General features: G+C 41.8%; 22 protein-coding genes. 5 read left to right on the top strand and 17 right to left on the bottom strand.

Translation table 11 applies throughout. From position 1 onward, the window contains the following. Positions 1–10: 10 nt before the first annotated feature. Positions 11–961: a glycosyltransferase family 2 protein gene (locus UYC_RS0116020; protein WP_016872593.1), complete on the top strand. Its 951-nt coding sequence runs from the start codon at positions 11–13 to the stop codon at positions 959–961. 43 nt (positions 962–1004) lie between these two features. Continuing rightward, a complete protein-coding gene (locus UYC_RS0116015; RefSeq protein WP_016872594.1) occupies positions 1005–2450 on the top strand; it encodes an O-antigen ligase family protein in 1446 nt (481 codons plus the stop codon). Positions 2451–2693: 243 nt separating this feature from the next. Here the strand turns inward: UYC_RS0116015 and UYC_RS0116010 are convergent, their stop codons facing one another. The 13 genes from UYC_RS0116010 to UYC_RS0115950 all read right to left on the bottom strand — a co-directional run bounded on the left by UYC_RS0116010 (position 2694) and on the right by UYC_RS0115950 (position 11929). Further along, entirely contained in the window at positions 2694–3296 is a 603-nt protein-coding gene (locus tag UYC_RS0116010) for a hypothetical protein (RefSeq protein WP_016872595.1), read from the bottom strand. A gap of 119 nt (positions 3297–3415) precedes the next feature. Beyond that, complete coding sequence (locus tag UYC_RS0116005) at positions 3416–4441, bottom strand: glucokinase (protein ID WP_026087305.1); 1026 nt, start codon at positions 4439–4441, stop codon at positions 3416–3418. A gap of 87 nt (positions 4442–4528) precedes the next feature. Next, positions 4529–5176 (bottom strand): histidine phosphatase family protein, encoded by a 648-nt coding sequence (locus tag UYC_RS0116000; protein WP_016872597.1) that lies wholly within the window; start codon positions 5174–5176, stop codon positions 4529–4531. A gap of 65 nt (positions 5177–5241) precedes the next feature. Beyond that, entirely contained in the window at positions 5242–5679 is a 438-nt protein-coding gene (locus UYC_RS0115995) for a GNAT family N-acetyltransferase (RefSeq protein WP_016872598.1), read from the bottom strand. A gap of 195 nt (positions 5680–5874) precedes the next feature. Beyond that, positions 5875–6444 carry a Uma2 family endonuclease gene (locus tag UYC_RS0115990; protein ID WP_016872599.1) on the bottom strand — a complete coding sequence of 190 codons (570 nt, stop codon included), beginning with the start codon at positions 6442–6444 and terminating at the stop codon, positions 5875–5877. 153 nt (positions 6445–6597) lie between these two features. Continuing rightward, positions 6598–7326: an ABC transporter ATP-binding protein gene (locus UYC_RS0115985; protein WP_016872600.1), complete on the bottom strand. Its 729-nt coding sequence runs from the start codon at positions 7324–7326 to the stop codon at positions 6598–6600. A 311-nt stretch (positions 7327–7637) separates the two neighbouring features. After that, entirely contained in the window at positions 7638–8144 is a 507-nt protein-coding gene (locus tag UYC_RS0115980; RefSeq protein WP_016872601.1) for a YceD family protein, read from the bottom strand. Between the two features lie 205 nt (positions 8145–8349). Continuing rightward, entirely contained in the window at positions 8350–8868 is a 519-nt protein-coding gene (locus UYC_RS0115975) for a Jag family protein (RefSeq protein ID WP_016872602.1), read from the bottom strand. Beyond that, positions 8868–10010 (bottom strand): membrane protein insertase YidC, encoded by a 1143-nt coding sequence (gene yidC / locus UYC_RS0115970; protein WP_016872603.1) that lies wholly within the window; start codon positions 10008–10010, stop codon positions 8868–8870. The genes UYC_RS0115975 and yidC overlap by 1 nt, the downstream gene beginning before the upstream one ends. Before the next feature lie 319 nt (positions 10011–10329). Continuing rightward, positions 10330–10722 carry a PH domain-containing protein gene (locus tag UYC_RS0115960; RefSeq protein WP_016872605.1) on the bottom strand — a complete coding sequence of 131 codons (393 nt, stop codon included), beginning with the start codon at positions 10720–10722 and terminating at the stop codon, positions 10330–10332. Further along, on the bottom strand, positions 10709–11077 hold the full coding sequence (gene rnpA / locus UYC_RS0115955) for a ribonuclease P protein component (RefSeq protein WP_016872606.1): 369 nt from the start codon (positions 11075–11077) through the stop codon (positions 10709–10711). The genes UYC_RS0115960 and rnpA overlap by 14 nt, the downstream gene beginning before the upstream one ends. A 25-nt stretch (positions 11078–11102) precedes the next feature. Next, on the bottom strand, positions 11103–11237 hold the full coding sequence (rpmH, locus tag UYC_RS36585) for a 50S ribosomal protein L34 (RefSeq protein ID WP_071588406.1): 135 nt from the start codon (positions 11235–11237) through the stop codon (positions 11103–11105). Positions 11238–11416: 179 nt separating this feature from the next. Continuing rightward, on the bottom strand, positions 11417–11929 hold the full coding sequence (locus UYC_RS0115950) for a DUF2808 domain-containing protein (protein ID WP_016872607.1): 513 nt from the start codon (positions 11927–11929) through the stop codon (positions 11417–11419). A 776-nt stretch (positions 11930–12705) separates the two neighbouring features. Between UYC_RS0115950 and UYC_RS0115940 the strand changes: the two genes are divergently transcribed. From UYC_RS0115940 to UYC_RS0115930, 3 genes are all read left to right on the top strand, one after another. After that, positions 12706–13878: a Re/Si-specific NAD(P)(+) transhydrogenase subunit alpha gene (locus UYC_RS0115940; RefSeq protein WP_016872608.1), complete on the top strand. Its 1173-nt coding sequence runs from the start codon at positions 12706–12708 to the stop codon at positions 13876–13878. A gap of 81 nt (positions 13879–13959) precedes the next feature. Beyond that, a complete protein-coding gene (locus tag UYC_RS0115935; protein ID WP_016872609.1) occupies positions 13960–14250 on the top strand; it encodes an NAD(P) transhydrogenase subunit alpha part 2 in 291 nt (96 codons plus the stop codon). A 75-nt stretch (positions 14251–14325) separates the two neighbouring features. Next, the gene (locus UYC_RS0115930) at positions 14326–15729 is read left to right on the top strand and encodes an NAD(P)(+) transhydrogenase (Re/Si-specific) subunit beta (protein ID WP_016872610.1); all 1404 of its coding nucleotides are present in this window, start codon (positions 14326–14328) and stop codon (positions 15727–15729) included. Positions 15730–16014: 285 nt separating this feature from the next. On the opposite strand, the gene UYC_RS0115925 is transcribed toward UYC_RS0115930, so the two are convergent. The 4 genes from UYC_RS0115925 to UYC_RS0115910 all read right to left on the bottom strand — a co-directional run bounded on the left by UYC_RS0115925 (position 16015) and on the right by UYC_RS0115910 (position 22121). Continuing rightward, positions 16015–16821, bottom strand: a complete 807-nt coding sequence (locus UYC_RS0115925; RefSeq protein ID WP_016872611.1) for a DUF3800 domain-containing protein — start codon at positions 16819–16821, stop codon at positions 16015–16017. A gap of 120 nt (positions 16822–16941) precedes the next feature. Continuing rightward, positions 16942–19086, bottom strand: a complete 2145-nt coding sequence (locus tag UYC_RS0115920; protein ID WP_016872612.1) for a GAF domain-containing sensor histidine kinase — start codon at positions 19084–19086, stop codon at positions 16942–16944. Positions 19087–19480: 394 nt separating this feature from the next. Continuing rightward, a complete protein-coding gene (locus UYC_RS0115915; protein ID WP_016872613.1) occupies positions 19481–19909 on the bottom strand; it encodes an FKBP-type peptidyl-prolyl cis-trans isomerase in 429 nt (142 codons plus the stop codon). Between the two features lie 565 nt (positions 19910–20474). Next, positions 20475–22121: a bifunctional ADP-dependent NAD(P)H-hydrate dehydratase/NAD(P)H-hydrate epimerase gene (locus UYC_RS0115910; RefSeq protein ID WP_016872614.1), complete on the bottom strand. Its 1647-nt coding sequence runs from the start codon at positions 22119–22121 to the stop codon at positions 20475–20477. Positions 22122–22167 lie beyond the last annotated feature (46 nt).

Below are 22167 nucleotides of genomic sequence, written 5' to 3'. Positions count from 1 at the left end.
GTATTCATATATGATCGCAATTAGCGTTATCATTCCCACCTACCTGCGCCCAAAAGACTTAACTCGCTGTTTAGAAGCGCTGAAGCAGCAAACTCGTCCTGCTGATGAAGTGCTGGTGGTAGTACGCGACAGCGATAACGAGACTTGGGCATTATTCAAAGAATCAAACTTTGATCCCTTGCCAATCAAGACTGTAACAGTCGAGGTTCCAGGGGTTGTTGCTGCTCTTAACGCTGCACTAGATGTAGCCACAGGGGATATCATTACTGTTACTGACGATGATGCTGCACCTCATACTGATTGGCTAAAACGCATCGAAACTTATTATCTGTCAGATGAGCGTTTGGGTGGTGTAGGTGGACGAGACTGGGTGTACTGGGAAAACAAATTACTCGACCATGATGATACCGAAACTGTAGGTCAAGTCCAGTGGTTCGGACGTGTGATTGGTAACCATCATCGAGGTGTTGGACAAGCCCGCGAGGTGGATATTCTCAAGGGTGTAAACATGAGTTATCGCCGGAGCGCGATCGCAGAAATTGGCTTTGATGAGCGGATGTGGGGTACAGGAGCGCAAGTTAACTTCGAGATGGCGTTATGTTTGGCGCTCAAACGAAAGGGTTGGAAGCTTGTCTACGATCCGGCGATCGCAGTAGATCACTATCCAGCCAAACGTTTTGACGAGGATAAGCGAGATCGGTTGAATGAAGTAGCTTTGGTGAATGCAGTACACAATGAAACCCTAGTATTGCTGGAAAACTTGCCACCTGTGCGTCGTGTCGTATTTATGCTGTGGGCTGTACTAGTGGGCACTCAAGAATCTTTGGGTTTAATCCAGTGGTTGCGATTTTTTCCCAAAGAAGGAAAATTGGCTCAAAGAAAGTGGCTGGCATCGCTGCGGGGACGCTGGCAAGGTTTGCGGACTTGGCAGCAGTCGGTAAAAGTGAACACTAGTAACTAGTAAATATTTGCTTGGATATAGTCTTTAATTTTGGAGATACTAAGTGATTCACAGGCAGATAACTACCAATAGTTCTTTTGCAGGAAGCGTTCCAGAAAACCCACCTCTTTTTGGTTGGTTAGCAATCCTGGGACTAGTGCTTTTTTCGGCAGTTTCCATTATCGCGGGCGCTGGCTCCCTTTTTCGCCCAGGATATGTAGCGATCTCTTTTGCTGTAGGGGTTTTCCTTTATTTTCGATACCCTTTGCTTTACATGGGTTTCCTTTGGTGGATGTGGTTTATTACACCCCTGCTTTCTCGCTTAATTGATTATCGCAGTGGCTTTGATGCCACTCGTTTTATACTCATATCACAATACTTGGTAACCCTAATCACCATGTATACCGCCTTGAAAGAACTTCCTCGCTCTTATCGTCAAGGTGGTTTGCCTTTTGTATTAGCTTTTGTCGGTGTATTTTATGGTTATTTGATTGGATTAGTTAAAACCACACCTTTTACTGCATTTAGAGGGCTTTTAGATTGGTTAACACCTATTAGCTTCGCTTTATACATATTTGTACGCTGGCGAGATTATCCTCAATATCGCCAAAATATCACCCGCATATTTCTCTGGGGGGTATTGGTGACAGGAGTATATGGAATAGTGCAATTCCTGATTGCTCCAGAATGGGATAGATTTTGGCTAATTAGCACAAAACTCACAAGCTTTGGAAACCCCGAACCTTTTGGGCTGCGTATTTGGAGTACTATGGCATCACCAGGGCCTTTTGCGACTGTGATCATGGCAGGTTTGCTGGTGTTATTTCATAGCAAAGAATTTTTAACTATTCCGGCTGCGGCAGCTGGCTATTTAACCTTCCTACTAACGATGGTGCGAACTCTGTGGGGAGCCTGGTTAGTAGGAGTACTTACCCTACTTTCTTCGCTCAAACCGAAAATTCAAATGCGTTTGATGGTAACTATTTTGGTTATGGCAGTTTGTGTTGTGCCATTAGCTAATATGGAGCCATTTTCTGGGGTAATTACCAAAAGATTGGAAACTTTTTCTAATCTAGAGAAAGATAACAGTGCCCAGATTAGGCAAGAAATTTATAAAAATGGACTCACAAAAGCCTTGACTAATGGCTTGGGTAACGGCATCGGAAATACTTTTATTGTTAATGAAAAAGGACTCCTAGAACCGATTGTAATTGACAGCGGAATTTTGGATATGTTTTTCACATTAGGTTGGTTTGGGGCTGTCTTTTACCTGGGTGGATTAATTTTGCTAATGTTTCAAGTGCTTCAATATATTGAGCCTCGCTTCGATCAATTTATGGCTGTGGCGCGTGCCATTGGTATTGCTTGTTTCGCAACTCTACCAGGCGGGAGCGGGATGTTAGGAGTTGCTGGCATGATTCTTTGGGGATTCTTAGCTATTACTGTCGCAGGGCATAAATATTATGTGCAGCAAAATTATGTGCAGCAAAGGAATTCTAGATTTAACTAGATTCACCTAAGTAGCCGTCATGAACTCCGTACACCAGAAAGCATGAAAAAAGGTATTTCCCCTACAACGCCACTTGCTACAACGCTCTTAACCCGCAAGGGCGCACTGGCTCCCCCACACCCTTTTTCAAGCAACTAATCGGTGAAAACCTCTTTTCCCTAGTCCCCCTAGCCTCTAGCCCCTAGCCCCTATTTTCAAGAAAAAGGGACACGGCAAAAAGCAACAATGTCCCTAAAAATATAATTACCTTTTCAATACTACTTGGAAAGAATTTAAATACCCATTCAGAGTTTTAGATAAAGTATGGCGCTGTTTTTTAGTAGTAATAACCATGACTTGATACAAGCGCCCTTCAGCAACATACATTCGGTTTTTAGTAATTTTACCACCAGCATTTATATACTCTATTTCTTTACCTGGATGACCGTTGGAACTACGAATTGGACGTTGGCGGATTAATTTACTCTTAGTAGTTTTTAAAGCCATATCCCTAGCATTGCTAAGTATTGCTTGAGGATTAGTCAACTCACCGTAACTATAGGGAAATTCATTGTAAGTTACTATGTATGCCACTTCTTGGTTAGCTGACTTACCGACAAATAATTGTAAGTCAATTTCTCCCATAAAAGTTTTTTGGGTTTGAGTGATAATTTCTGGCGTTCCCGGCATTAAAACAGAAAAACTACCATCTGGAGCAGTGAATAGATTCCATTCTGACTTGATTGGTTGAGTGATAATTGGTTTGATTGTAGAAATACGACGTTTGGGTGGGCGTGCTTCGACATTGTGAAATCCACTGCATACCAAAGTGGCGATGATTAAGGGCAAAAACACTCTTTTTGTCATAGTTTTTGCTTGTATATATATTGACATCACGTATGTTGCTAGTTTTTTATAACCTAGCGGTATGCAGAGTAGCACCAGTAATATTGTCTAGGGGGAGCATTGCTCACCCAAATTATCTGTTATAGTCTAGCGGCGTAAATAGCAGCACCAATCAGCCCCACCTGCTGATTGAGTACAACATACACTGGTATCTCTTCTAGAAGAGGACGCATTCTGCCTTTATAGGTGAAATTGAGAAGAAAATCTCCTTTTGTGATTAAAGGCAGAATTTTGGGAGCAATGCCGCCAGCAACGTATAAACCGCCATAAGGTAGAAGTTTAAGAGCAAGATTTCCCGCTTCGGCACCATAAGCTTCTACAAATAGTTGCATCGTTTCTTCACAAAGGCGATCGCTTCCTTGCACGGCAGCTGTACCAATTGCTGCACCTGGATCGACGCTTTTTTCTTGTTTTCCTGCTTCTTGTTCCCAGGTTCTGACAATAGCGGCAATATCTGGTGATTCCTCGGTAATTTTGCGATCGCGCATAAATTCGTAAATCGAAACTATTCCTAAACCCGAAACTACACGTTCCACAGAAACGCGCTGGATATCGTGCTTATCCAACAGATATTTCAGCAGTTGAAACTCTAGCTCTGTACGGGGAGCAAAGTCAGTATGCCCACCTTCGGAAGGAAAGGCTTGATAGTAGTTCCCTTGTTTGATTAAGAATCCTTGCCCTAGCCCAGTGCCAGCACCAATAACAGCAATTGGGGCATCCGGGTTTGATTTGCCAGATTGGAGAGTGTGTAAATCTTCTGTTTTTAAACCTAAAATGCCATAGGCAACGGCGGCAAAATCGTTAATCAAAGAGATAGGGGCAATGTCTAGTTGTTTTTGCAAGCGTTCGGCATCCAAAAACCAAGCCAAATTAGTCAACTTAGCAGTATTGTTTACTACAGGCCCTGCGATCGCAAAGCAAGCTTTTTGGGGTTTGTGGGTGTTACTTGCTGTCAAAAACTTTTGTACTATTGGCACTAAATCGGGATAATCTCTACTAGGGTAACGTTCCTCGTAAATTGTACGTACAAGCTGTCCTTCTGACTCCTCCATCAGTCGCAGAATAGTTTTTGTTCCGCCGATGTCTCCTGCTAATATTAATGTCATAATGTGTATCAAAATTAACTTACTTTTTTGTGATGGTTAATCATGGCTAATGGCTAATTGCGATTTAGCCACTAGCTACCATCTTTATTAATTAAACCGAACAACTTCCTCTACCTGTGTTAAGTGGGATGTATCTCCCTTCAGTTCTAAAAACCATTCTGGGTGTTGGCGCACAACTTTCACTAAGCTGCACAGAGAAGCTTTAACTTCTGTTAAGGCGATTTCTCCTACAAGCCCCATTGCTGCACCTTGTACCGATGCACCATGTCCCACTAGCAGAATATGTTCTGGAGAGAATTCTACAGCTAGGCACCTGGCAGTTTGTCCGGAACGTGTCTGTGCTTGTTCATGAGTTTCCGGATATTGGGCGGCTATGCGTGGCGTATAGCTAGTGTCAATTCTGGGAAAGAGTTCTGCTAATTCTCTAGTTGACAATCTTTTGGGTTCCTCTGCCATCCAAGCAGGATTTAACCATTCACTTAAACCTGTTTCCAACTTAATCGGTAAATCCAGAACTTCTGCGACTGCGTTAGCCGTTTGCACTGTTCGCAGGAAGGGAGAAGCGAAAATGTGAGAAATTTTTTCTCGCTTCAGGCGATTAGCTAACTGCTGTGCTTGTAAAAAACCATCTTCAGATAAGGGTGGATCGTAGCGTCGTTCTGCTGTTAGAAACCACTCTGGGTTGACAAAATCAAGGCGATTGGCGTGTCTTGCGATCCAGATGATTTGACTCATGGATTGATTCCCAAGCGGATAAACTTTGCGGGCTACAAAGTAAATATCATCTCATGTTGGGAAATTTAGGGATTTGAAGAGTTCGATAAGTTTAGAGACATCATTTGAATATCTGTACGTTCACACCAGCCTAACTTTTCCCAAAACTGTTTTGCCTGAACATTTTCTGTCAGTATAAACAGGTGGCACTTCTCGATTCCCCAATTTCTTAACCGAGCAAGGCTACTTTCTACAAGTTTTGTACCGATACCTTGCCGACGATAAATTGGTAACACTGCTAGATGATGTAAATAGCCACGACGCCCATCATGTCCACACAAAATTGCACCAACAATTTGTCCATCCTTTCGGGCAGCGAAACTCAAACCTGAGTTTCGCTCCAAATAGCGCTGAATATTTTCTTTTGAATCTGCATCGCGTAACTTGATGCCCTCTGTATTCTCCCAGAGAGAAATTACATCCTCGTAGTCTGTAATATATAGTTCTGTAATTTCTATCGCCATCTTTCTCATTCATCATTATTCTTGCCAAGACAGAGACATAGTTTTTCAGGACTTATGCAAAATACCTCTCTAACTCTTATTCCTCCGTGCCCTCTGTGCCTGGAGTGGTTTTATTCTTCCGTGACTCGTGCGTAAGTTCTATTTTTGCTCCTTACGAAAAACAGGGTATAGGAATAGATTTTGTGTCCCACTAATTTACAACTTCAACTTCAACCATCCAAATAACTGCCCTACCGTCAATTTCAAGTCACTAACTAAATCCGGAACTGGTAATATCTCTTGTTCTGCTTGGAAAATTTCTGGTTGCTGCCCTGTTGGAAAAACTAAAAGCGATCGCTCATCTGGATCGAGTAGCCAACCCATACGACAGCCATTTTTTAGACAATGTAGAATATTGCCAGTCACTTTTGTCAGACTTTGTTCTGGCGATAAAATTTCAATTGTCCAATCAGGAGCAGCTTTAAAAACGTTCGCTACATCTCCATTTTCATCTATGGGAATTCGCTCCCAAGCAAAAACTGCTACATCTGGTACAATCGAACGCCCAGCAAAAGTACACCGCAATTCTGGAAAAGCAAGAGCAATTTTATTTGGCTTCACTACAGCATTAATAGTACTGACGAGTTCGCCCTGAATAATACTGTGCTTACCTTGAGGCATTGGTTTTTGAATTACTTGTCCGTTGATGTATTCGCTGGCTGGTTTCGTTTCTGGTAGCTTGAGAAACTCTTCTAAAGTTAGGGTTTTCGTTGGTAGCTGTACCATATATGTTTGCCTCTCAATAGTTTATGTATGATGAGGTTATATATAGATAGAGTTAATCAAAATAGGTAAACTTCCAAAACTGAGGATAACCAAAACATATAGAGATATTCCCAACCAAGTACAAAGGCATCTCAAGTATAAATATAAACATAATTATCCTAAATAAGCTTTTTTAACTCGCTCATCAGTAATTAATTCTGATGCTGTACCCCTTAAGGTGATGCTACCCGCTTCCAAAACGTATCCTCGATCTGCAATTTGTAGGGCAAGGTTAGCATTTTGTTCCACGAGCAAAATAGTAACGCCTGTAGCGCGTAAATTTTCAATGATGGTAAAGATTTCTCGAACGATCGCTGGTGCTAAACCCAAGCTCGGTTCATCTAAAAGCAAAAGTTTAGGTTTACTCATCAACGAACGGGCGATCGCTAACATTTGTTGTTCGCCACCACTCAGAGTTCCTGCTAGTTGATTGCGTCTTTGTGCTAAACGTGGAAATAGCTCAAATTGGCGCTGAATATCAGCTTTTACTTCTGCTTGATGAGAACGAATATAGGCACCGAGGAGCAAATTATCATAAACCGTTTGCCGTGCTAATACTCTTCGTCCTTCCGGGCAATGGGCAATACCCAATTGCACAATTTCATGTGGTTGGCGACGAATAATATTCCTGCCACTGTAAATAATTTCACCGCTACGGGGATTTACTATCTTAGAGATAGCACGAAGAGTGGTGCTTTTACCAGCACCGTTTGCACCAATTAAGGTAACTACTTCGCCATTATTTATAACTAAATTAATTTTTTTGAGAGCTTGAATGCCCCCATAATTAACGCATAAATTTTTTATTTCTAAAATAGGATATTTCTCAATATCTGTGTTCATTCTGTATGTTGATATATAGTTAATCTTTTTATTATTTCAAGTTTGGAATATTATTGACGCCTAAATAAACGCCCACAGGCTGAAAGCCTAGCGCTATACAAACAAAGCCTACATCCATGGACTAAATCCTTACAGGCTGCAGAGGTAGCCTACCCTCCGGGAAGCAGATCCGGCGTCTATGTACGTATAGCAACACCCTTCTCGGATGTTGGATTTTGGCAAAGTTATTAAGCTAAATAACAATATAAAGCAATCAAAGGTGCGTTACACTACATTAACGCACCCTTGACAGAATTACGCAAGCATAAAAACTAAGAAGGAAATTGCTTTCTCAAGGCTTCTAGAGAAGACCAACGGCGGTCTAGACCCTGTTCAGAATTGCTATTATTAATTTGTTGAATACCTTGACAATTTTGATCACACAGTTGGCGTTGGGGAATTGCCAGGCACATTTGCTCGTATAGCCATTCACTAGGGTCAAAATACCCGTATGGTGATAGAGTTTCCACTAAATCTTCTACTGCAATTTCCCGCTCTAAGACAAAGGCTTCTTCTTCCTCAACGGCTTCGTCTAACCAGATGATTTCAGAAGTATCTACCACTAGGCGATGATTGTAACTTTGCAAACAGCGGTTGCAGGTGCAAGTAATAATGGTTTCTGCTTTACTAAACACCTCTAAATAATTACCACAATGCCGTACTCGAATGCGTCCGCGAACTGGTGTCAAAGTTTCCAAACCAGGAAGAAACTCTTGCACCTGAATCTCCTCTGTCCGCTCCGGTGCTTTAGTTAGCTGCGGAATATAAATTGCGTCCATAGGATTTATGAGACATCTTCACGAAAAATTATGCCTATTATCGGCAAAAATGCCGATAGTACTTCTTTAGTCTAACTTTTTTGGGATCTAATTTTATAGCTGATAAATACGGAAATCCGTATATTCTAGATTCTAGAAAATTAATGAGTTGTTAGTTGCTAGTTGTTAGTTGTTAACTACCAACCACCAACCACCAACTACTTAGTTATTCGGGTGATGCCATACGTACAACTAGATTGCGATGTGGCTCTTTACCTCGGCTAAAAGTTTCCAAGTCACTAAAATCCTTTAAAAAGGTGTGAACTTGACGGCGTTCAGCTGAACTAAGAGATTTAATTTCCACTTCTCTACCTGTTGTACGTACTTGTTCGGCTGCTCCCACAGCGATCGCTCGAATTTCCGCTTGTCTCCTGACGCGGTAGCCATTTAGTTCAACTGTGTATGAGGCTTGTTCCTCATGAGGTTGGTTCAAGTTGAGAATAGAATTCGCTAAATATTGAATAGCATCTAAAACTGTACCATCGGGGCCGATTAACACCTGAATATGCTCTGGAGCCAAATTGACTTCGTCAATCGTCAACCAGAAACTATCAGGTTCTTGAGATTCACCCTCACCAGTGGCAAGTGATTCTAACTCAGCCTTGATATTAGTATTGATCCCAGTTAGTTGCAGCAGAGTTTTTAACCACTGCTGCCCTCTTTGCATACGACTATCGGTCATCATTAACCTGTAGCCTTTTTCTTAGAACTTTTTGGTTCAAACGGCAGGGTTTTTTGTTGTACTTCTGCCTCTTTCTCCTGAGACTCTACGATTTTTTGTAGCTCTTCTGGCAGGGGTTCGCGAGAGAGAATATAGGTTTGCAAAGTTTGGAAAATATTACCAATCACCATATACATCAGCACCCCAGCAGGCAGAGGGAAGAACAAAAACATCCCGGAAAAAATAACGGGAGTAATTTTGTTAACTGTATCTTGCTGTGGGTTACCACCACTTGAATTTTGCCCAGACAGTACTTGGCTGATGTAAAGGGTAATACCAAACATCACTACCATTGCCACAATATCCCAATGGATTGTGCCATCAGGATCGATCGCGCCAACTCTACCCAAGGCGTCAATGAATAAAAATCCTTTATCTGCTGCCAATCCGGGAATTGTCCCCTGAATAGTCACATCTCCTGGCTGCAAGGCTTCTATGTTTCCTTCAGCATCAATTCTCACCCTTTCTTCCCCTTTGGTGACTTTCCATTGGGGAATGAGATTTACATCTGGGTGTTCAGCCAAAACTGCTGGAAATGGTTTGCCCTCAGGAGTTTGATATTGAATTTTAGTTGTTTCTCCTACAGCTAATTTGTTGCCGCTAGGGAGAATAGCTGTAACCTTAACGTGTTCTCCATCAGCAACGTAAATGTTTTGAGCAGGAGTAGCAAAAGCCTGGGGTTGAATTCTTTCAATTTGTTCAGCAGGAAAGATTTGCAGGTTCACGGTGTAGTTTACGCTGGCAAAAGGCGAACCTCGCAAGGTGGCAAATAGCGCTAACAAAACGGGCATTTGCAACAAGAGCGGCAAACACCCAGCTAAAGGATTGCCAAATTCTTTCTGAACGTTGAGCATTTCCTCTTGCTGTTTTTGCGGATCGTCCTTATAACGTTCTTTGATTTCTTGCATCCGCTTTTGCATCAAAGGTTGCACAATTCGCATTCTTCGCATATTGCGAATCGAACCTGCACTGAGAGGATACAGTGCAAAACGAATTATCAATGTTAAGGCAACTATCGCCAATCCATAGCTTGGTACTATGCTGTAGAACAAGTCTATGATTGGCAACATTACGTTGTTCGAGAGGAACCCGATACCAAAATCCATTATTCTGAATTCAACCTGAGGTTATGTAAATTAACTACCGATTTTAGATTGGAAATTAGCTCATGGCTAATGGCTAATAGCATTTGGCTATCAGTTATTGCTTGTCCAATTTCCAAAATTGGCCAACTGAATCTAATTTATCTAAATCAGGATTTGCCTGCGACTACAGTTCTACTACGGATAGCCGCACTATATTGGGGATTGGGTATTAGGTATCGGGGAATGGGTATTGGGTGTTGGGGATTAGGTATTAAGATTTCTTTATTCCTAGCCCCTAGTCCCTAGCCCCTAGTCCCTAGCCCCTAGTCCCTACACCCTATCATTTATTAACAGCGCTACTAAAATTGGGATTTTTGGCAGCTACTTTTTCACTGATGTAATCATAAAGTTCCCTAAACTTGGGAACAGCCCGTAATTCTAGACGACTACCATCTTTTAGGGTTAGCACCATGTCTCCCCATAAGCCAATCCCACGGGGTACTTTAACGATTTTGACAATCTCTGAGTAAATTACATCGCTGCGCTCACGTCCCATCCAACCTCCAGTGACAGACACTCGGCGATCGCTAATGCGGAAACGCAGCCACAAAGCTCTGACAATTGCCCCAACAGTCAATGGCAAGCCTACAACAGTAAACCCAATTAGTATGTTTATTATCAAATCCCCGATATGGGGGCCACCTTCAAAATAAACTTCTTCACGAATGCCCATTTAATACCTCAGCTTGTGCCAACAACTGCTCTAATTCTTGCAGAAATTGTTGGGTTACGCACTTAGATTCTGCTGCGCCTGGTTTTACAATCACCACTAGCCGCCACCCTGGTGAGATTTTGGGCAACAATTGATGCAAAGCTGCTGCTATTTGACGCTTGAGGCGGTTGCGAACCACCGCCCGTTTGCTGACTTTGGTACTAACCGAAATCCCAATTTGAGTTGGAGCAATAAGTGCTGATGACAATTGCAAGGCTCTCAAAGTTAGGTAAGAACCATGACGGCGAATGCCCCCCCGGAAAACCGCTTGGAAATCGTGGCGAGATTTAAGCCGATATGCTTTGGGCAAAGCCACAGCCGCTATTTCTGCTTACTTAAGTTTAGACGCTAAGACGATGACGTCCTTTTCTTCTTCTTGCTCTGAGTACATTTCTTCCATCTGGCGTCCGCATTCTGGCACGAAAACCAGAGGTTCTTTTTCTCTTGCGACAAGTTCCTTCTAGAGTTCTGCGCATAGTCTTATCCTCTCCAACAAATTTTGATATAAAATGTCACAATCTATTATTATATCACTATATTGATGCAAAAACTCTAAGAAACTTGTACAATAGTCAAAAGCCGATAGTTTAGAGTTTAAAGTCTAGTTTCTCACCAAAAATTTTTTGACTATCGACCTTTGACATTTGAGTGCTAATTACCCGATGCTAAGTAACCAAGTTCCCAAGTAACGGGATAGTGGTACATCACCAGGGGATTGAATCGAGCAATTGAAATAATAAATACCGCCGAAAGCAGGGTTTTTCACGTTAGAGAATACCAACTCAACATTGCTACCTGCTGGCACCGCTTCTTGAGGATAAATTTCAATCACACGATTTTCTCGATCCCACCTGACTTCAGATAGGGGTACTTTTTTGTTTTTCACCCGTACTTCTATGTTTTTAGGATCAAAAGTTCCCTTGTAGTATTTGGGGTAAGTTACAACAAATTGAGCAGCAGCTACGTTCATCTTTTTAGCAGGAATTCTTAAGCGGTATCTATCCCAGGCATTAACGTTACCGCCAAAATCTAAACGAAAGGGTAGCTGGTTTTCACCTTTGACTCCGCTAAAAAGTGTGAATCCAGGTAAGGAATTTGCCAAACTAATCGCAGGTAAGCTTGTTAGTAAAAAACTAGTTACCGCTAAAGCAGAAAGTAGACGTCGCATAGTTAAGCTCCTGTTGCAGAAATATTGTGGTGTGTTATCTCAGTGGTTGGGGGTGGGGACTTCGTAACCAAACTTGACTCATGGCTATTTGGGATCTGGACGTAAAATTCTGGTGAAAGGTGCCGACTTCTTTTCTTCCTCAGAAATATTACTTACAAAAGTGTTTTATAAGTTACATTTTATTGTATTTATTCACCTCATTCTCTTTTGAAGAGTAAACGTTTTTATTATTGCTAGCTTGGTGACATTTTCACCAGGTGCAAAACACAGTGGAGAAAAGATTATGTTGCAGAATATGTATAAGTGTATCTAAAAATCAGGTTTTTGTTATAAAAATTAAGCGAATCAATACAGCGATCGCGCTTTGAATTGGGCTAGATTGGTTACAACAAACGTTATTCCCAGCAAACTTAATTCCAGTGATTTGAGGCTCTAGTTTGTCAGAAATTAATTGATATTGCACGATGTAAAGAACACACAACAATATTTTTCAATCCCTAAAAGAACTTGAAGACAACGATGCAAAGTTTGGGGATCGGCATAGGATGTGCAATGAGTAATCCATGAATGCAAGTATCTTTACTTTAAATTGTGACATCCGCGAGTGATACGGTTAGGTTTTGCCTGGATAAGTAGAGCGGTAAATCCTGCGTTGCCAGCAACTGGGAAAGCTAATAATTGATAGCTCTGCCCAAGACATTAGAACTGAGTAGATTGACTCAGCAGAAACATTTCAAAGCTTGCACAGAAATAAATATTAATCTCAAGGAGATTGCATGAAAATAGCGGTTGCTAGAGAAATTGAAGTTTGTGAACGTCGTGTGGCTCTGATTCCCGACACTGTAGCGCGCTTGGTAAAACAAGGCTTAGAAGTGTGGGTGGAAGCAGGAGCGGGGGAGCGAGCTTTCTTTAGCGATGCTGCTTATGAAGCAGCAGGAGCAACAATTATTGCTGACAATAGTAAATTATGGGGTGAAGCAGATATTCTGCTTAAAGTCAGTCCACCACAAGAGCGGGAAGATGGGCGTTCAGAAATTGATTTGCTCAAAGCAGGATCAGTACTGATTAGCTTTCTCAATCCTTTAGGAAATCCAGTTGTGGCAAAGCGATTGGCAGAGCGTCAGGTAAGTGCGGTCGCTATGGAGATGATTCCCCGCACTACAAGAGCGCAAAGTATGGATGCTTTGTCGTCTCAAGCTTCGATCGCGGGTTATAAAGCAGTATTAATTGCCACTGCAGCATTGCCTAAATACTTTCCGATGCTGACAACAGCGGCTGGCACGATCGCTCCTGCAAAGGTATTTATAATGGGTGCTGGTGTTGCTGGTTTGCAAGCAATAGCCACTGCTAGAAGGCTGGGATCGGTGGTAGAAGCTTTTGATATTCGCCCCGCTGTGAAAGAAGAAGTGCAAAGCCTTGGGGCAAAATTTGTGGAAGTCAAATTAGACGAAGAAACTACTACATCTGGTGGTTACGCTAAGGAAATTTCCGAAGCTAGCAAGCAGCGCACCCAAGAAGTTGTTGCGCAACATATCAAGAATGCAGACGTTGTTATTACTACTGCTCAAGTTCCGGGTAAAAAAGCACCGCTATTGGTAACTCAGGAGATGGTAGCGCAGATGAAACCGGGTTCTGTAATTGTAGATATTGCTGCAGAACAAGGTGGTAACTGTGCTTGCACCGATCCCGGCAAAGATATTGTCTGGAATGGAATCACCATCATCGGCCCAATTAATTTACCATCTTCAATGCCAGTCCATGCTAGCCAATTGTATGCCAAGAATTTGACATCTTTAATGCAACTGCTGATTAAAGATAAAGCTGTGCATCTAGATTTTGCTGATGACATCATTGATGCGGCTTGTATCACCCATGCTGGTGAAATTCGCTCCTCACGCATCAAAGAGGCGCTGCAAGCTCTTGATGTTCAACAGTCAGCAGTTAGTTAAATAGGGACTAGGGGCTAGGGAATTTTAGCTCTCTAGCCCCTAGCCTCTAGCCTCTAGCCCCTAATAAAGGATTTACTCAACATGACAGAAGCATTAATCGCTGCTTTGTTTGTATTTGTTTTGGCATCATTTACCGGATTTGAAGTTATTAACAAAGTACCACCGACTTTGCATACACCTTTAATGTCAGGTTCTAATGCTATTTCTGGCATTGCTGTTTTGGGGGCAATTGTAGCTTCCGGTGCGAAAGAGTGGAATTTGTCAGTCATTCTCGGTTTGATTGCTATTGTGCTGGCAACTATCAACGTGGTGGGTGGTTTCCTCGTCACCGATCGGATGTTGCAAATGTTCAAGAAGAAAGCAAGTAGTTAATGGTTAATGGCAATCAACAATTAACTATTAACAACTAACCACTAGCAATCAATAATTACCAATTACCGCTAAATTATGACTGACTTTTTACCAACTGGAATTCAACTGACGTACTTAGTCGCTGCATCTCTGTTTATTTTGGGTTTGAAAAAGCTGGGTTCACCCGCCACAGCACGTCAAGGTAATGTTGTTGCAGCTGTGGGAATGCTGTTGGCGATCGCAGCAACACTTTTGGATCAGCACGTATTGAATTTTGAGATGATTTTGTTGGGGTTGGCAATTGGATCGGTTTTGGGTGCGATCGCTGCCTATAAAGTCCAAATGACGGATATGCCCCAAATGGTAGGCTTGCTAAATGGACTTGGTGGTGCTGCTTCTGCACTCGTTGCTGTGGCTGAGTTTTGGCGGCTGCTGCAACATGGGGAAGCCATATCCATAGATGCCAACATTTCCATGCTTTTGGATGTGTTAATTGGTGGTGTTACTTTCACAGGCAGTATGGTGGCATTTGCCAAACTGCAAGGGATCATGAGCGGTGCTCCAATTACATTTACCTTACAGCAACCCATCAACGTTTTACTGTTAGGTTCCTATGTGGTAGGTAGTGCCTTTTTAATCGTAGCGCCGCATAACCTGCCTATCTTTTTAGCGATCGTAACAGTTTCTTTAGTTTTGGGCGTGATGTTCGTCATTCCCATCGGCGGCGGTGATATGCCAGTAGTAATTTCGCTGTTGAACTCATTTTCTGGTTTAGCTGCGGCAGCTGCTGGTTTTGTGGTGATGAACAATATGCTGATCATCGCTGGAGCGTTGGTGGGAGCATCAGGTATCATCCTCACCGAGATTATGTGTAAGGCGATGAACCGTTCTCTGGTTAGTGTTCTGTTTGGTGCTTTTGGTACTGGTGGAAGTGCAAGTGCCGCTGGTGGTACTGTTACAACAGATCAAACTGTCCGTAGCATCGATCCCGAAGAAGGCGCGATGATGTTGGGTTATGCTCGTTCTGTGGTGATTGTACCTGGTTATGGAATGGCGGTAGCGCAAGCACAACATAGCGTGCGCGAATTGGCAGATCAGCTTGAGCGTATGGGTGTTGATGTTAAGTATGCTATTCACCCCGTAGCTGGAAGAATGCCGGGGCACATGAATGTGTTGCTAGCAGAGGCGAATGTGCCTTACGAGCAACTACACGATATGGAAGATATTAATCCCCAATTTGAGCAAACGGATGTAGCGTTAGTGATTGGGGCAAATGATGTTGTCAACCCGGCAGCGCGGAGTGATGCCAATAGCCCAATTTACGGGATGCCGATTTTAGAGGTGGATCGGGCGAAGCAGACAATTGTGATTAAGCGCGGGATGAGTACGGGTTTTGCTGGTGTAGATAACGAGTTGTTCTACAAGGAGAAAACCACGATGCTCTTTGGTAGTGCTAAAGAAATGGTGGCGAAGTTAGTTGCTGAGGTGAAGCATTTGTAAGGGTTTTTGGGTTTCAGATTTTTAATTTATTGCTAATCCGAAATTACTTTGGCAGCTAAATGACATGAGCTTGCTTTGGGTATATGATGTTCCGCCAAGCAAGCTTTTTTTGTTTGAATATCATTTTCATAGCTATGCTGGCTCTTCTATTTCTAATACAATTACTTACTTGCTTAAAATTGACATTATAGCCAAACATGAGATAGTATAAGGTCAGGCAAGGCCTAGGGGTGGTCGTATGACCGCCGCATCATAAACCGCTGCAAAGCGGTTTTGTTGTTTGTATTAGTCATCGAAACAGTAGTATTTAATTCCAATAGTACTAATCTGATTACAAGCTAAACAACAATCTACAAGTAAATTGGCTTTCCTCAGGGATAGAAAAGCTTGATTGTTGGTGCTGTCTTTGCTTCGGACGACAGGGTACAAGCATAGGTCAGCTATTTGCATTACAGGATTATTTTTTGTCTTGCTATCGATACCGCGTAGTAGTCCAGACAAATCAGCAGCTGACAAAGGAAAGTATTTATCAGCACGGTTGGCATCAAAAGGATGTCCTACTGAGCGCAAATCATAAAAGTATTGCTTAATCAGTTTGTCTTCAGTTTTCCCTGCTGACTCAAAATAGACCATTAATGTCCCGTTTTTGAGGGCTGCATACTTAGCTGCTCGTTCCACCAAAATTGTGAAAGCACTTTTCATCATCTCCCAAGTATTCTCGCCGTAAAGTTCCAAGTAGCGTTTAAGATATCCATGGCGAGAGACAACGCAAGCGTGAACAATGATAGGACAACTAATAATGGTGATTGTAAGGTCTTCCATAAAGCGATTTTGCTCTTCTTGTGGAAGTTTTCCTATCCAGGCAAAGCGCTTTTTTCGAGAACGTATTTCATTGCCATGTAAAGGTATTTCTTGAGGAATATTCCAACGGTTTTTCAAGTCTGTTAATAATGTTTTAATGAGATTCTCGTCACCTCTCTTAATTAAAACACCGCCCATAGCAAAGAAAGGATATTGATCGTTCGGATCTGGTTTTGCACTTCCAGAATCATCAAGGTATAGAGCAAATTCCTGCTCGTCTTCCTCATTCATACTGTATCTCCCTTACGTAAATGACCTAAAGAGCACAAATAAAAGTAACATTGCCTACTATATCTTGCTATTAGTAGGCAATGCCAACCCTATTACTTTTCGCTGATAACTGATCGCTAACTAAATGAGCGCACAAAACGATCGCGCGATCGGAATTTCAATCCAAAATTCGCTGCCTTTACCAGGTTCAGAAAAACATTTAATTTGTCCGCCGTGTTTTTCGACGATAATTTGGTAGCTAATTGATAGTCCTAAACCTGTACCTTTACCGGGTTCTTTGGTGGTGAAGAAGGGATCAAAAATGCGCGATCGCACTTGTTCGGGAATGCCCGGCCCATTGTCTTGAATGCGAATCACAATAGAATTATCTGATGTAAGTTCTGTGCGAATCTGGATTTGTGGGGTTGGGTACTGGTGATTGGGTACTGGTGATTGGGTATCGGGAAAAGCTCTTCCTAGTCCCCAGTCCCTAGTCCCTAGTCCCTCTTCTAAGGCATCAATGGCATTACTAAGAATGTTCATAAATACCTGATTGAGTTGCGCGGCGTGACACTCTACCAAAGGTAATTCACCATATTCCTTCAAGATCTCAATATCAGCAGTATCTGCATGATTTTTCAGTCGATGTTGCAAAATCAACAAGGTACTGTCGATGCCTTCATGGATGTCAACTGATTTGATCTCCGCATGATCGAGGCGCGAGAAAGTGCGTAAAGACAGCACTAATTCACAGATGCGCTCTGCACCTAACATCATTGAGTTAAGAGTGGTTGGCAAGTCTTCTGCGATGTAGTCTATTTCCATTGCTGCCCCTTGTTCTTGAATTTCTGGTATGGGGTTGGGATAGTGTTGCTGGTAGAGATGCAGCATTTTCAGCAAATTTTCGGTGTATTCCGCAACGTAGCTAATGTTACCAACGATAAAATTCACAGGATTGTTAATTTCATGAGCTACCCCAGCCACTAACTGTCCTAAACCTGCCATTTTTTCACTTTGAATCAACTGTGCCTGAGTCTGCTGTAACTCTTTGAGGGTGTGGGCAAGTTCTTCTTTTTGGCGCTGAGTTTGCTCTAGTAATTCCGCGTGCTGTAAAGCCACACCTAATTGGGTACTGATTTGAAGAAGTAAATATATCTCGTCTTCTTCCCACTTTCGAGGTTTGGAGTTTTGATAGACTGCTAGCAAGCCCCAGAGTTTTTGATGGTGATATATGGCGATAATTACATAAGCTTTTGCTTGATAAGCTTCTAATACTTGAAGGTAACAGTCGTTAAAGCCAGCGTTATGGATATTATCACAAATGCGGTATAATTCACCTTTGGTGAAGCGTCCTCCTTGTGTATCTTGCAAGTAAGTATCTACAACTGGGGGACGAGCTAAATCTTTGGCGCTACATTCGCTAATGTTTCTCCGTATTTCTGGTTGCTGTAACTGTGCTTGTATTAATGGAATCCAACCTTCAGCCGCTGATTCAAATACGAATTCACCACTCCAGTCTGGATTAAAGCGATAGATACCAACGCGATCGGCAGTTAGCAGTTGCCTAAGTTCTTGGGTAGTTGTGCGAAAAATGGTTTCTAAATCAAGAGACTGACGAATTTTCTCAATGGTTATGGCTGCAATTTTTTGCCATTGTGCTGTTCTTTCTCGTGCTGCAACTTGTGCTAATTGGGCTGATTGTGCTTTTATCTGTTCTAGATAATCTGCTTTTTGTAATGCGACTTCTAAATACTCGGCAATTTGACTGGCAAATTCTATTTCAGCATTCTGCCAGTGACGAGGGCTGCTGCATTGATGAATGCATAACAATCCCCAAAGTTGTTCTCCTTTGAGTAAGGGTACAATTATATAGGCGCGGACTTGAAATCTTTGTAATATTTGAACATAACAATCGCTAAAATCTTGTTGATAAATGTCAGAAATGACATTGATACGCCCTTGCTGATAAAGTTCGGCAAACCGCACACCGAAGCAATGAGCGTGAGCTCCTTCAGCGATGATAGATTTCCATTCTGGGGCTACGTCTTCAAAGAGAAATTCTCCTTCCCATCCTAAATTAGGGAAAAATCGAAATACTACAACGCGATCGGCATTGAGCAGTTGGCGAACATCGGTAATACTCGTTTTGAAAATGGTTTCTATATCTAGGGACTTACGAATGCCAGCTATAACTCTAGCTATGGCTTTTTGTTGCTCTAATTGAGCTTGAGATTCTAAATTATTTGAGCTTGATTGTATTGGTTTGATGATGAATGTGTCTTCCATTGCAACTGGGAATATTAATATAAAACTTCTTATATTTAATGCTTCCCATAAAATTAAGCTAAATAACTGTTATTTACACAAACTAAAAATACATAATAGTTAAAAGGCAAAATTATTAAATTTTAAAAAATATTTTTAGAGAGGGTTAAATCAGAATTATACTATCTGCTTAAATTCAATTGGATATATATACTGTAAAAATATTTAAATATTATTAAAGACAGAAATTAATTGAGAGAATTTACGCAAAAAATTTTATTGATCAAAGTAACTTTTTCCTTTTTTAGGTAATATTATAAACTATAAAATTAGGGTGCGTCACCTTACAATAACACACCCTCGTATTTACTACTATTTATGCGCTAAGTCTGTACGATGGGAAATGCGATCGCACTCAGTTAATCTCAACTAGCTGGATATCGAAAATCAGTTCTTGTCCTGCCAGGGGATGATTTGCATCCAGAGTCACTTCAGCTTCTGATACATTAGTGACAACAACTGGAATTGCTTGACCACTACTTTGAGAAATTTGCAGCAGCTGTCCAACCTCAAGGGATACATCTGTTGGTATGCGTTGCCGTTCTACTATCATCACCAATTCTGGACGATAGGGGCCATAAGCTTGTTCGGCTGAAATGTTTGTAGTTTTGGATTCTCCCGGACTCATACCAACCACAGCCTCTTCAAAGCCGGGAATGACTATCCCTTCACCAATAGAGAACTGTAAAGGATCTCGACCACTAGAGGAATCAAATACAGTACCATCATCTAATTTGCCTGTATAGTGAACTTTCACAGTATCACCAGGTTTGGCTTGTAACATTTTTATCTCCTTTCTTTTTGTACATGGAGCTAATTAGCAACCTTCTTTTTATAGTTGAGCAACCGATCGTAATTTCTGCAATCTGAAATCAATTACTACTGTGTCCTACTTAATTGTAGAGATACTTCTCCATTACTTCAGGGCGTAAGCTAGTAAGCTCAAAGGCTTCATTACTTGAAATGCATTCACCTTAAGATTATATGCTTACCTATCTAGAAGCTTAGTCACAAAAATTTATTTGACAAAGCTTCGCTCGTGTTTGGTAAATCGTTTGTTTTTAACTTTTGATTTCCTTTGTCCTCTCTAGTTCAAGTAGTGATTAATCCAGGTTTGCTTAAATCAGACCAGCTAAAGGTTAAAAACAGATATAGCTCCTTATTTCATCTCTGTTCACTATACTTTCCCACCGTAGTACTGCTATGAACAAAGTCATCCTTATTTTGTTATTTATTAATATTTCTATTTTAGTAATTTGAACCAGAATCTCCTTCTTTCTTTCATTAGATGCGAAAACGATTCTAGCGGTTTCGGTACTTGTGGACAATCGAGTCACTGTACCACGCTCTCAACAGCGATCGCTAATCTCTAATGTAGTACTTATTACTCTAATTAAATACTCTGTCAGTGTAAACGCATCAACTCCTAACTCTGTCCGTTCTTGGGCTGCTAAGATTCCCGCTTGAGCGTGCCACCAAGCAGCAGTTGCTACCATCTTTTCTATTGGTAATTGACGTGTGACTGCTTGGGCGATTAATCCACTCATTAACCCAGTTAAAACGTCACCACTACCACCTCGTGCCAAGGCTGGTGTACTTTCGGGATTAATCCAAATTGAGCCTTGGGGATCGGCAATGGCAGTTCTTGCTCCTTTTAGTAGCACTACTGCCCCACTTTCCTTGGCTGCCGCTCTTACAGCTTTGATTCTGTCTTGCTTGGCATCTGGCAATTCAGGAAACAATCGCTTGAATTCACCTGTATGGGGTGTAAGTACTGTTAATGCGTTTCTTTTTTGTAATGTTTGACTAGTTCCCATTTCCGCTAGAATATTCAAACCATCGGCATCGAGAACTAAAGGATTTGCACTTTCTAACACTTGTTGCACAATAGGGACGGCATCTTTGGTTAATCCAGGGCCACAAGCGATCGCACTAAAGGAACTTAAGTCAGTGTTTTCTGGTAATTGCAGTTGAGCGATCGCACCTGTTTTGGTTTCTGGACATCCGACAATCAAAGCTTCTGGTAAGTGACTTACCATGATCGATTTAATAGACTCTGGCACGGCAATTGACAGCATTCCCACTCCACTCGCCCTGGCTCCCAAACCTGTTAAAATTGCTCCTCCAGAATAGCGACGCGAACCACAAATGAGTAGTAAATGTCCTTCTTTATACTTATGAGTAACGGGAGGACGGGGTAAGGGCAAAGTGGAAAGTGCAGTTGCTCTGATAATACGTTTGACTTGAGGATTTCCCAGTACTGCTTCTACATCCGCCCAAGGGATATCAAAATCGATTAACTCGGCTTTACCAACGTATTCTAAAGCTTGATCTTGCAATAAACCTAGCTTCCACAAACCCAGACAAAATGTGTAGCTAGCACGGATGGCAGTTCCCAAGACTTCGCCAGTGTCTGTATGCAAACCGGAAGGCACATCAATACTGATAATTGGCACAGATTTATCATTTAAATGATTGATGGCACTCGCTACAGAATCTTTTAATTCTCTTTCTAACCCAAATCCAAACAAGCCATCGACCAATAAATCACAATCTGGTAAATCTTCTATTGATTGATAACATGGAATGCCCAAACTTTGAGCATACTGTAAATGTTGTGAAGTTAGTTCCTTGAGCTTAGAGAATGGGCACCAGATGCACACTTCCAGCCCTTGAAAGTGCAATTCACGAGCAACTACTAAAGCATCTCCCCCATTATGACCGGGGCCGACGAGAATTCCAATTTTATTTAAACGCGGAAATGAAGAGGACGCAGTGACGCGGTGACGCGGTGACGCGGGGAATTTTTCTCTCTCCGCGTCTCCTAAGATTGTGTCTTCTGAAAGATACAGTGTCTGAATGCGACTGGCAATAAGTCCTGCCACTTTTTCCATCAAAGCCGCTACAGGCATTCCTGCTGCAAAGATACGCGCTTCGATGTCACGCATCTGTTGTGCTGTGACTACAATTTGCGAAATTTGTTCTTGCCTGTTCATCAGTCAGTTTTGGATTTGGGAGTTCAAATTTTAGATTAATCTAAAA

This window comes from Chlorogloeopsis fritschii PCC 6912, from assembly GCF_000317285.1.
GTDB classification, from domain to species: domain Bacteria; phylum Cyanobacteriota; class Cyanobacteriia; order Cyanobacteriales; family Nostocaceae; genus Chlorogloeopsis; species Chlorogloeopsis fritschii.
Note: the sequence above shows the minus strand (reverse complement) of the source record. Positions and strands in the feature narration are given on the sequence as shown.

What these genes read in the sequence shown, in the direction of transcription:
- UYC_RS0115910 (WP_016872614.1), bottom strand. Translation starts at nt 22,121, where the DNA reads ATGAACAGGCAAGAACAAATTTCGCAAATTGTAGTCACAGCACAACAG.
- yidC (WP_016872603.1), bottom strand. Translation starts at nt 10,010, where the DNA reads ATGGATTTTGGTATCGGGTTCCTCTCGAACAACGTAATGTTGCCAATC.
- UYC_RS0116020 (WP_016872593.1), top strand. Translation starts at nt 11, where the DNA reads ATGATCGCAATTAGCGTTATCATTCCCACCTACCTGCGCCCAAAAGAC.
- UYC_RS0115940 (WP_016872608.1), top strand. Translation starts at nt 12,706, where the DNA reads ATGAAAATAGCGGTTGCTAGAGAAATTGAAGTTTGTGAACGTCGTGTG.
- UYC_RS0115915 (WP_016872613.1), bottom strand. Translation starts at nt 19,909, where the DNA reads ATGTTACAAGCCAAACCTGGTGATACTGTGAAAGTTCACTATACAGGC.
- UYC_RS0116005 (WP_026087305.1), bottom strand. Translation starts at nt 4,441, where the DNA reads ATGACATTAATATTAGCAGGAGACATCGGCGGAACAAAAACTATTCTG.
- UYC_RS0115990 (WP_016872599.1), bottom strand. Translation starts at nt 6,444, where the DNA reads ATGGTACAGCTACCAACGAAAACCCTAACTTTAGAAGAGTTTCTCAAG.
- UYC_RS0116000 (WP_016872597.1), bottom strand. Translation starts at nt 5,176, where the DNA reads ATGAGTCAAATCATCTGGATCGCAAGACACGCCAATCGCCTTGATTTT.
- UYC_RS0115925 (WP_016872611.1), bottom strand. Translation starts at nt 16,821, where the DNA reads ATGAATGAGGAAGACGAGCAGGAATTTGCTCTATACCTTGATGATTCT.
- UYC_RS0115995 (WP_016872598.1), bottom strand. Translation starts at nt 5,679, where the DNA reads ATGGCGATAGAAATTACAGAACTATATATTACAGACTACGAGGATGTA.
- rpmH (WP_071588406.1), bottom strand. Translation starts at nt 11,237, where the DNA reads ATGCGCAGAACTCTAGAAGGAACTTGTCGCAAGAGAAAAAGAACCTCT.
- UYC_RS0115930 (WP_016872610.1), top strand. Translation starts at nt 14,326, where the DNA reads ATGACTGACTTTTTACCAACTGGAATTCAACTGACGTACTTAGTCGCT.
- UYC_RS0115950 (WP_016872607.1), bottom strand. Translation starts at nt 11,929, where the DNA reads ATGCGACGTCTACTTTCTGCTTTAGCGGTAACTAGTTTTTTACTAACA.
- UYC_RS0116010 (WP_016872595.1), bottom strand. Translation starts at nt 3,296, where the DNA reads ATGACAAAAAGAGTGTTTTTGCCCTTAATCATCGCCACTTTGGTATGC.
- UYC_RS0115980 (WP_016872601.1), bottom strand. Translation starts at nt 8,144, where the DNA reads ATGGACGCAATTTATATTCCGCAGCTAACTAAAGCACCGGAGCGGACA.
- UYC_RS0115935 (WP_016872609.1), top strand. Translation starts at nt 13,960, where the DNA reads ATGACAGAAGCATTAATCGCTGCTTTGTTTGTATTTGTTTTGGCATCA.
- UYC_RS0115985 (WP_016872600.1), bottom strand. Translation starts at nt 7,326, where the DNA reads ATGAACACAGATATTGAGAAATATCCTATTTTAGAAATAAAAAATTTA.
- UYC_RS0115960 (WP_016872605.1), bottom strand. Translation starts at nt 10,722, where the DNA reads ATGGGCATTCGTGAAGAAGTTTATTTTGAAGGTGGCCCCCATATCGGG.
- UYC_RS0115975 (WP_016872602.1), bottom strand. Translation starts at nt 8,868, where the DNA reads ATGATGACCGATAGTCGTATGCAAAGAGGGCAGCAGTGGTTAAAAACT.
- UYC_RS0115920 (WP_016872612.1), bottom strand. Translation starts at nt 19,086, where the DNA reads ATGGAAGACACATTCATCATCAAACCAATACAATCAAGCTCAAATAAT.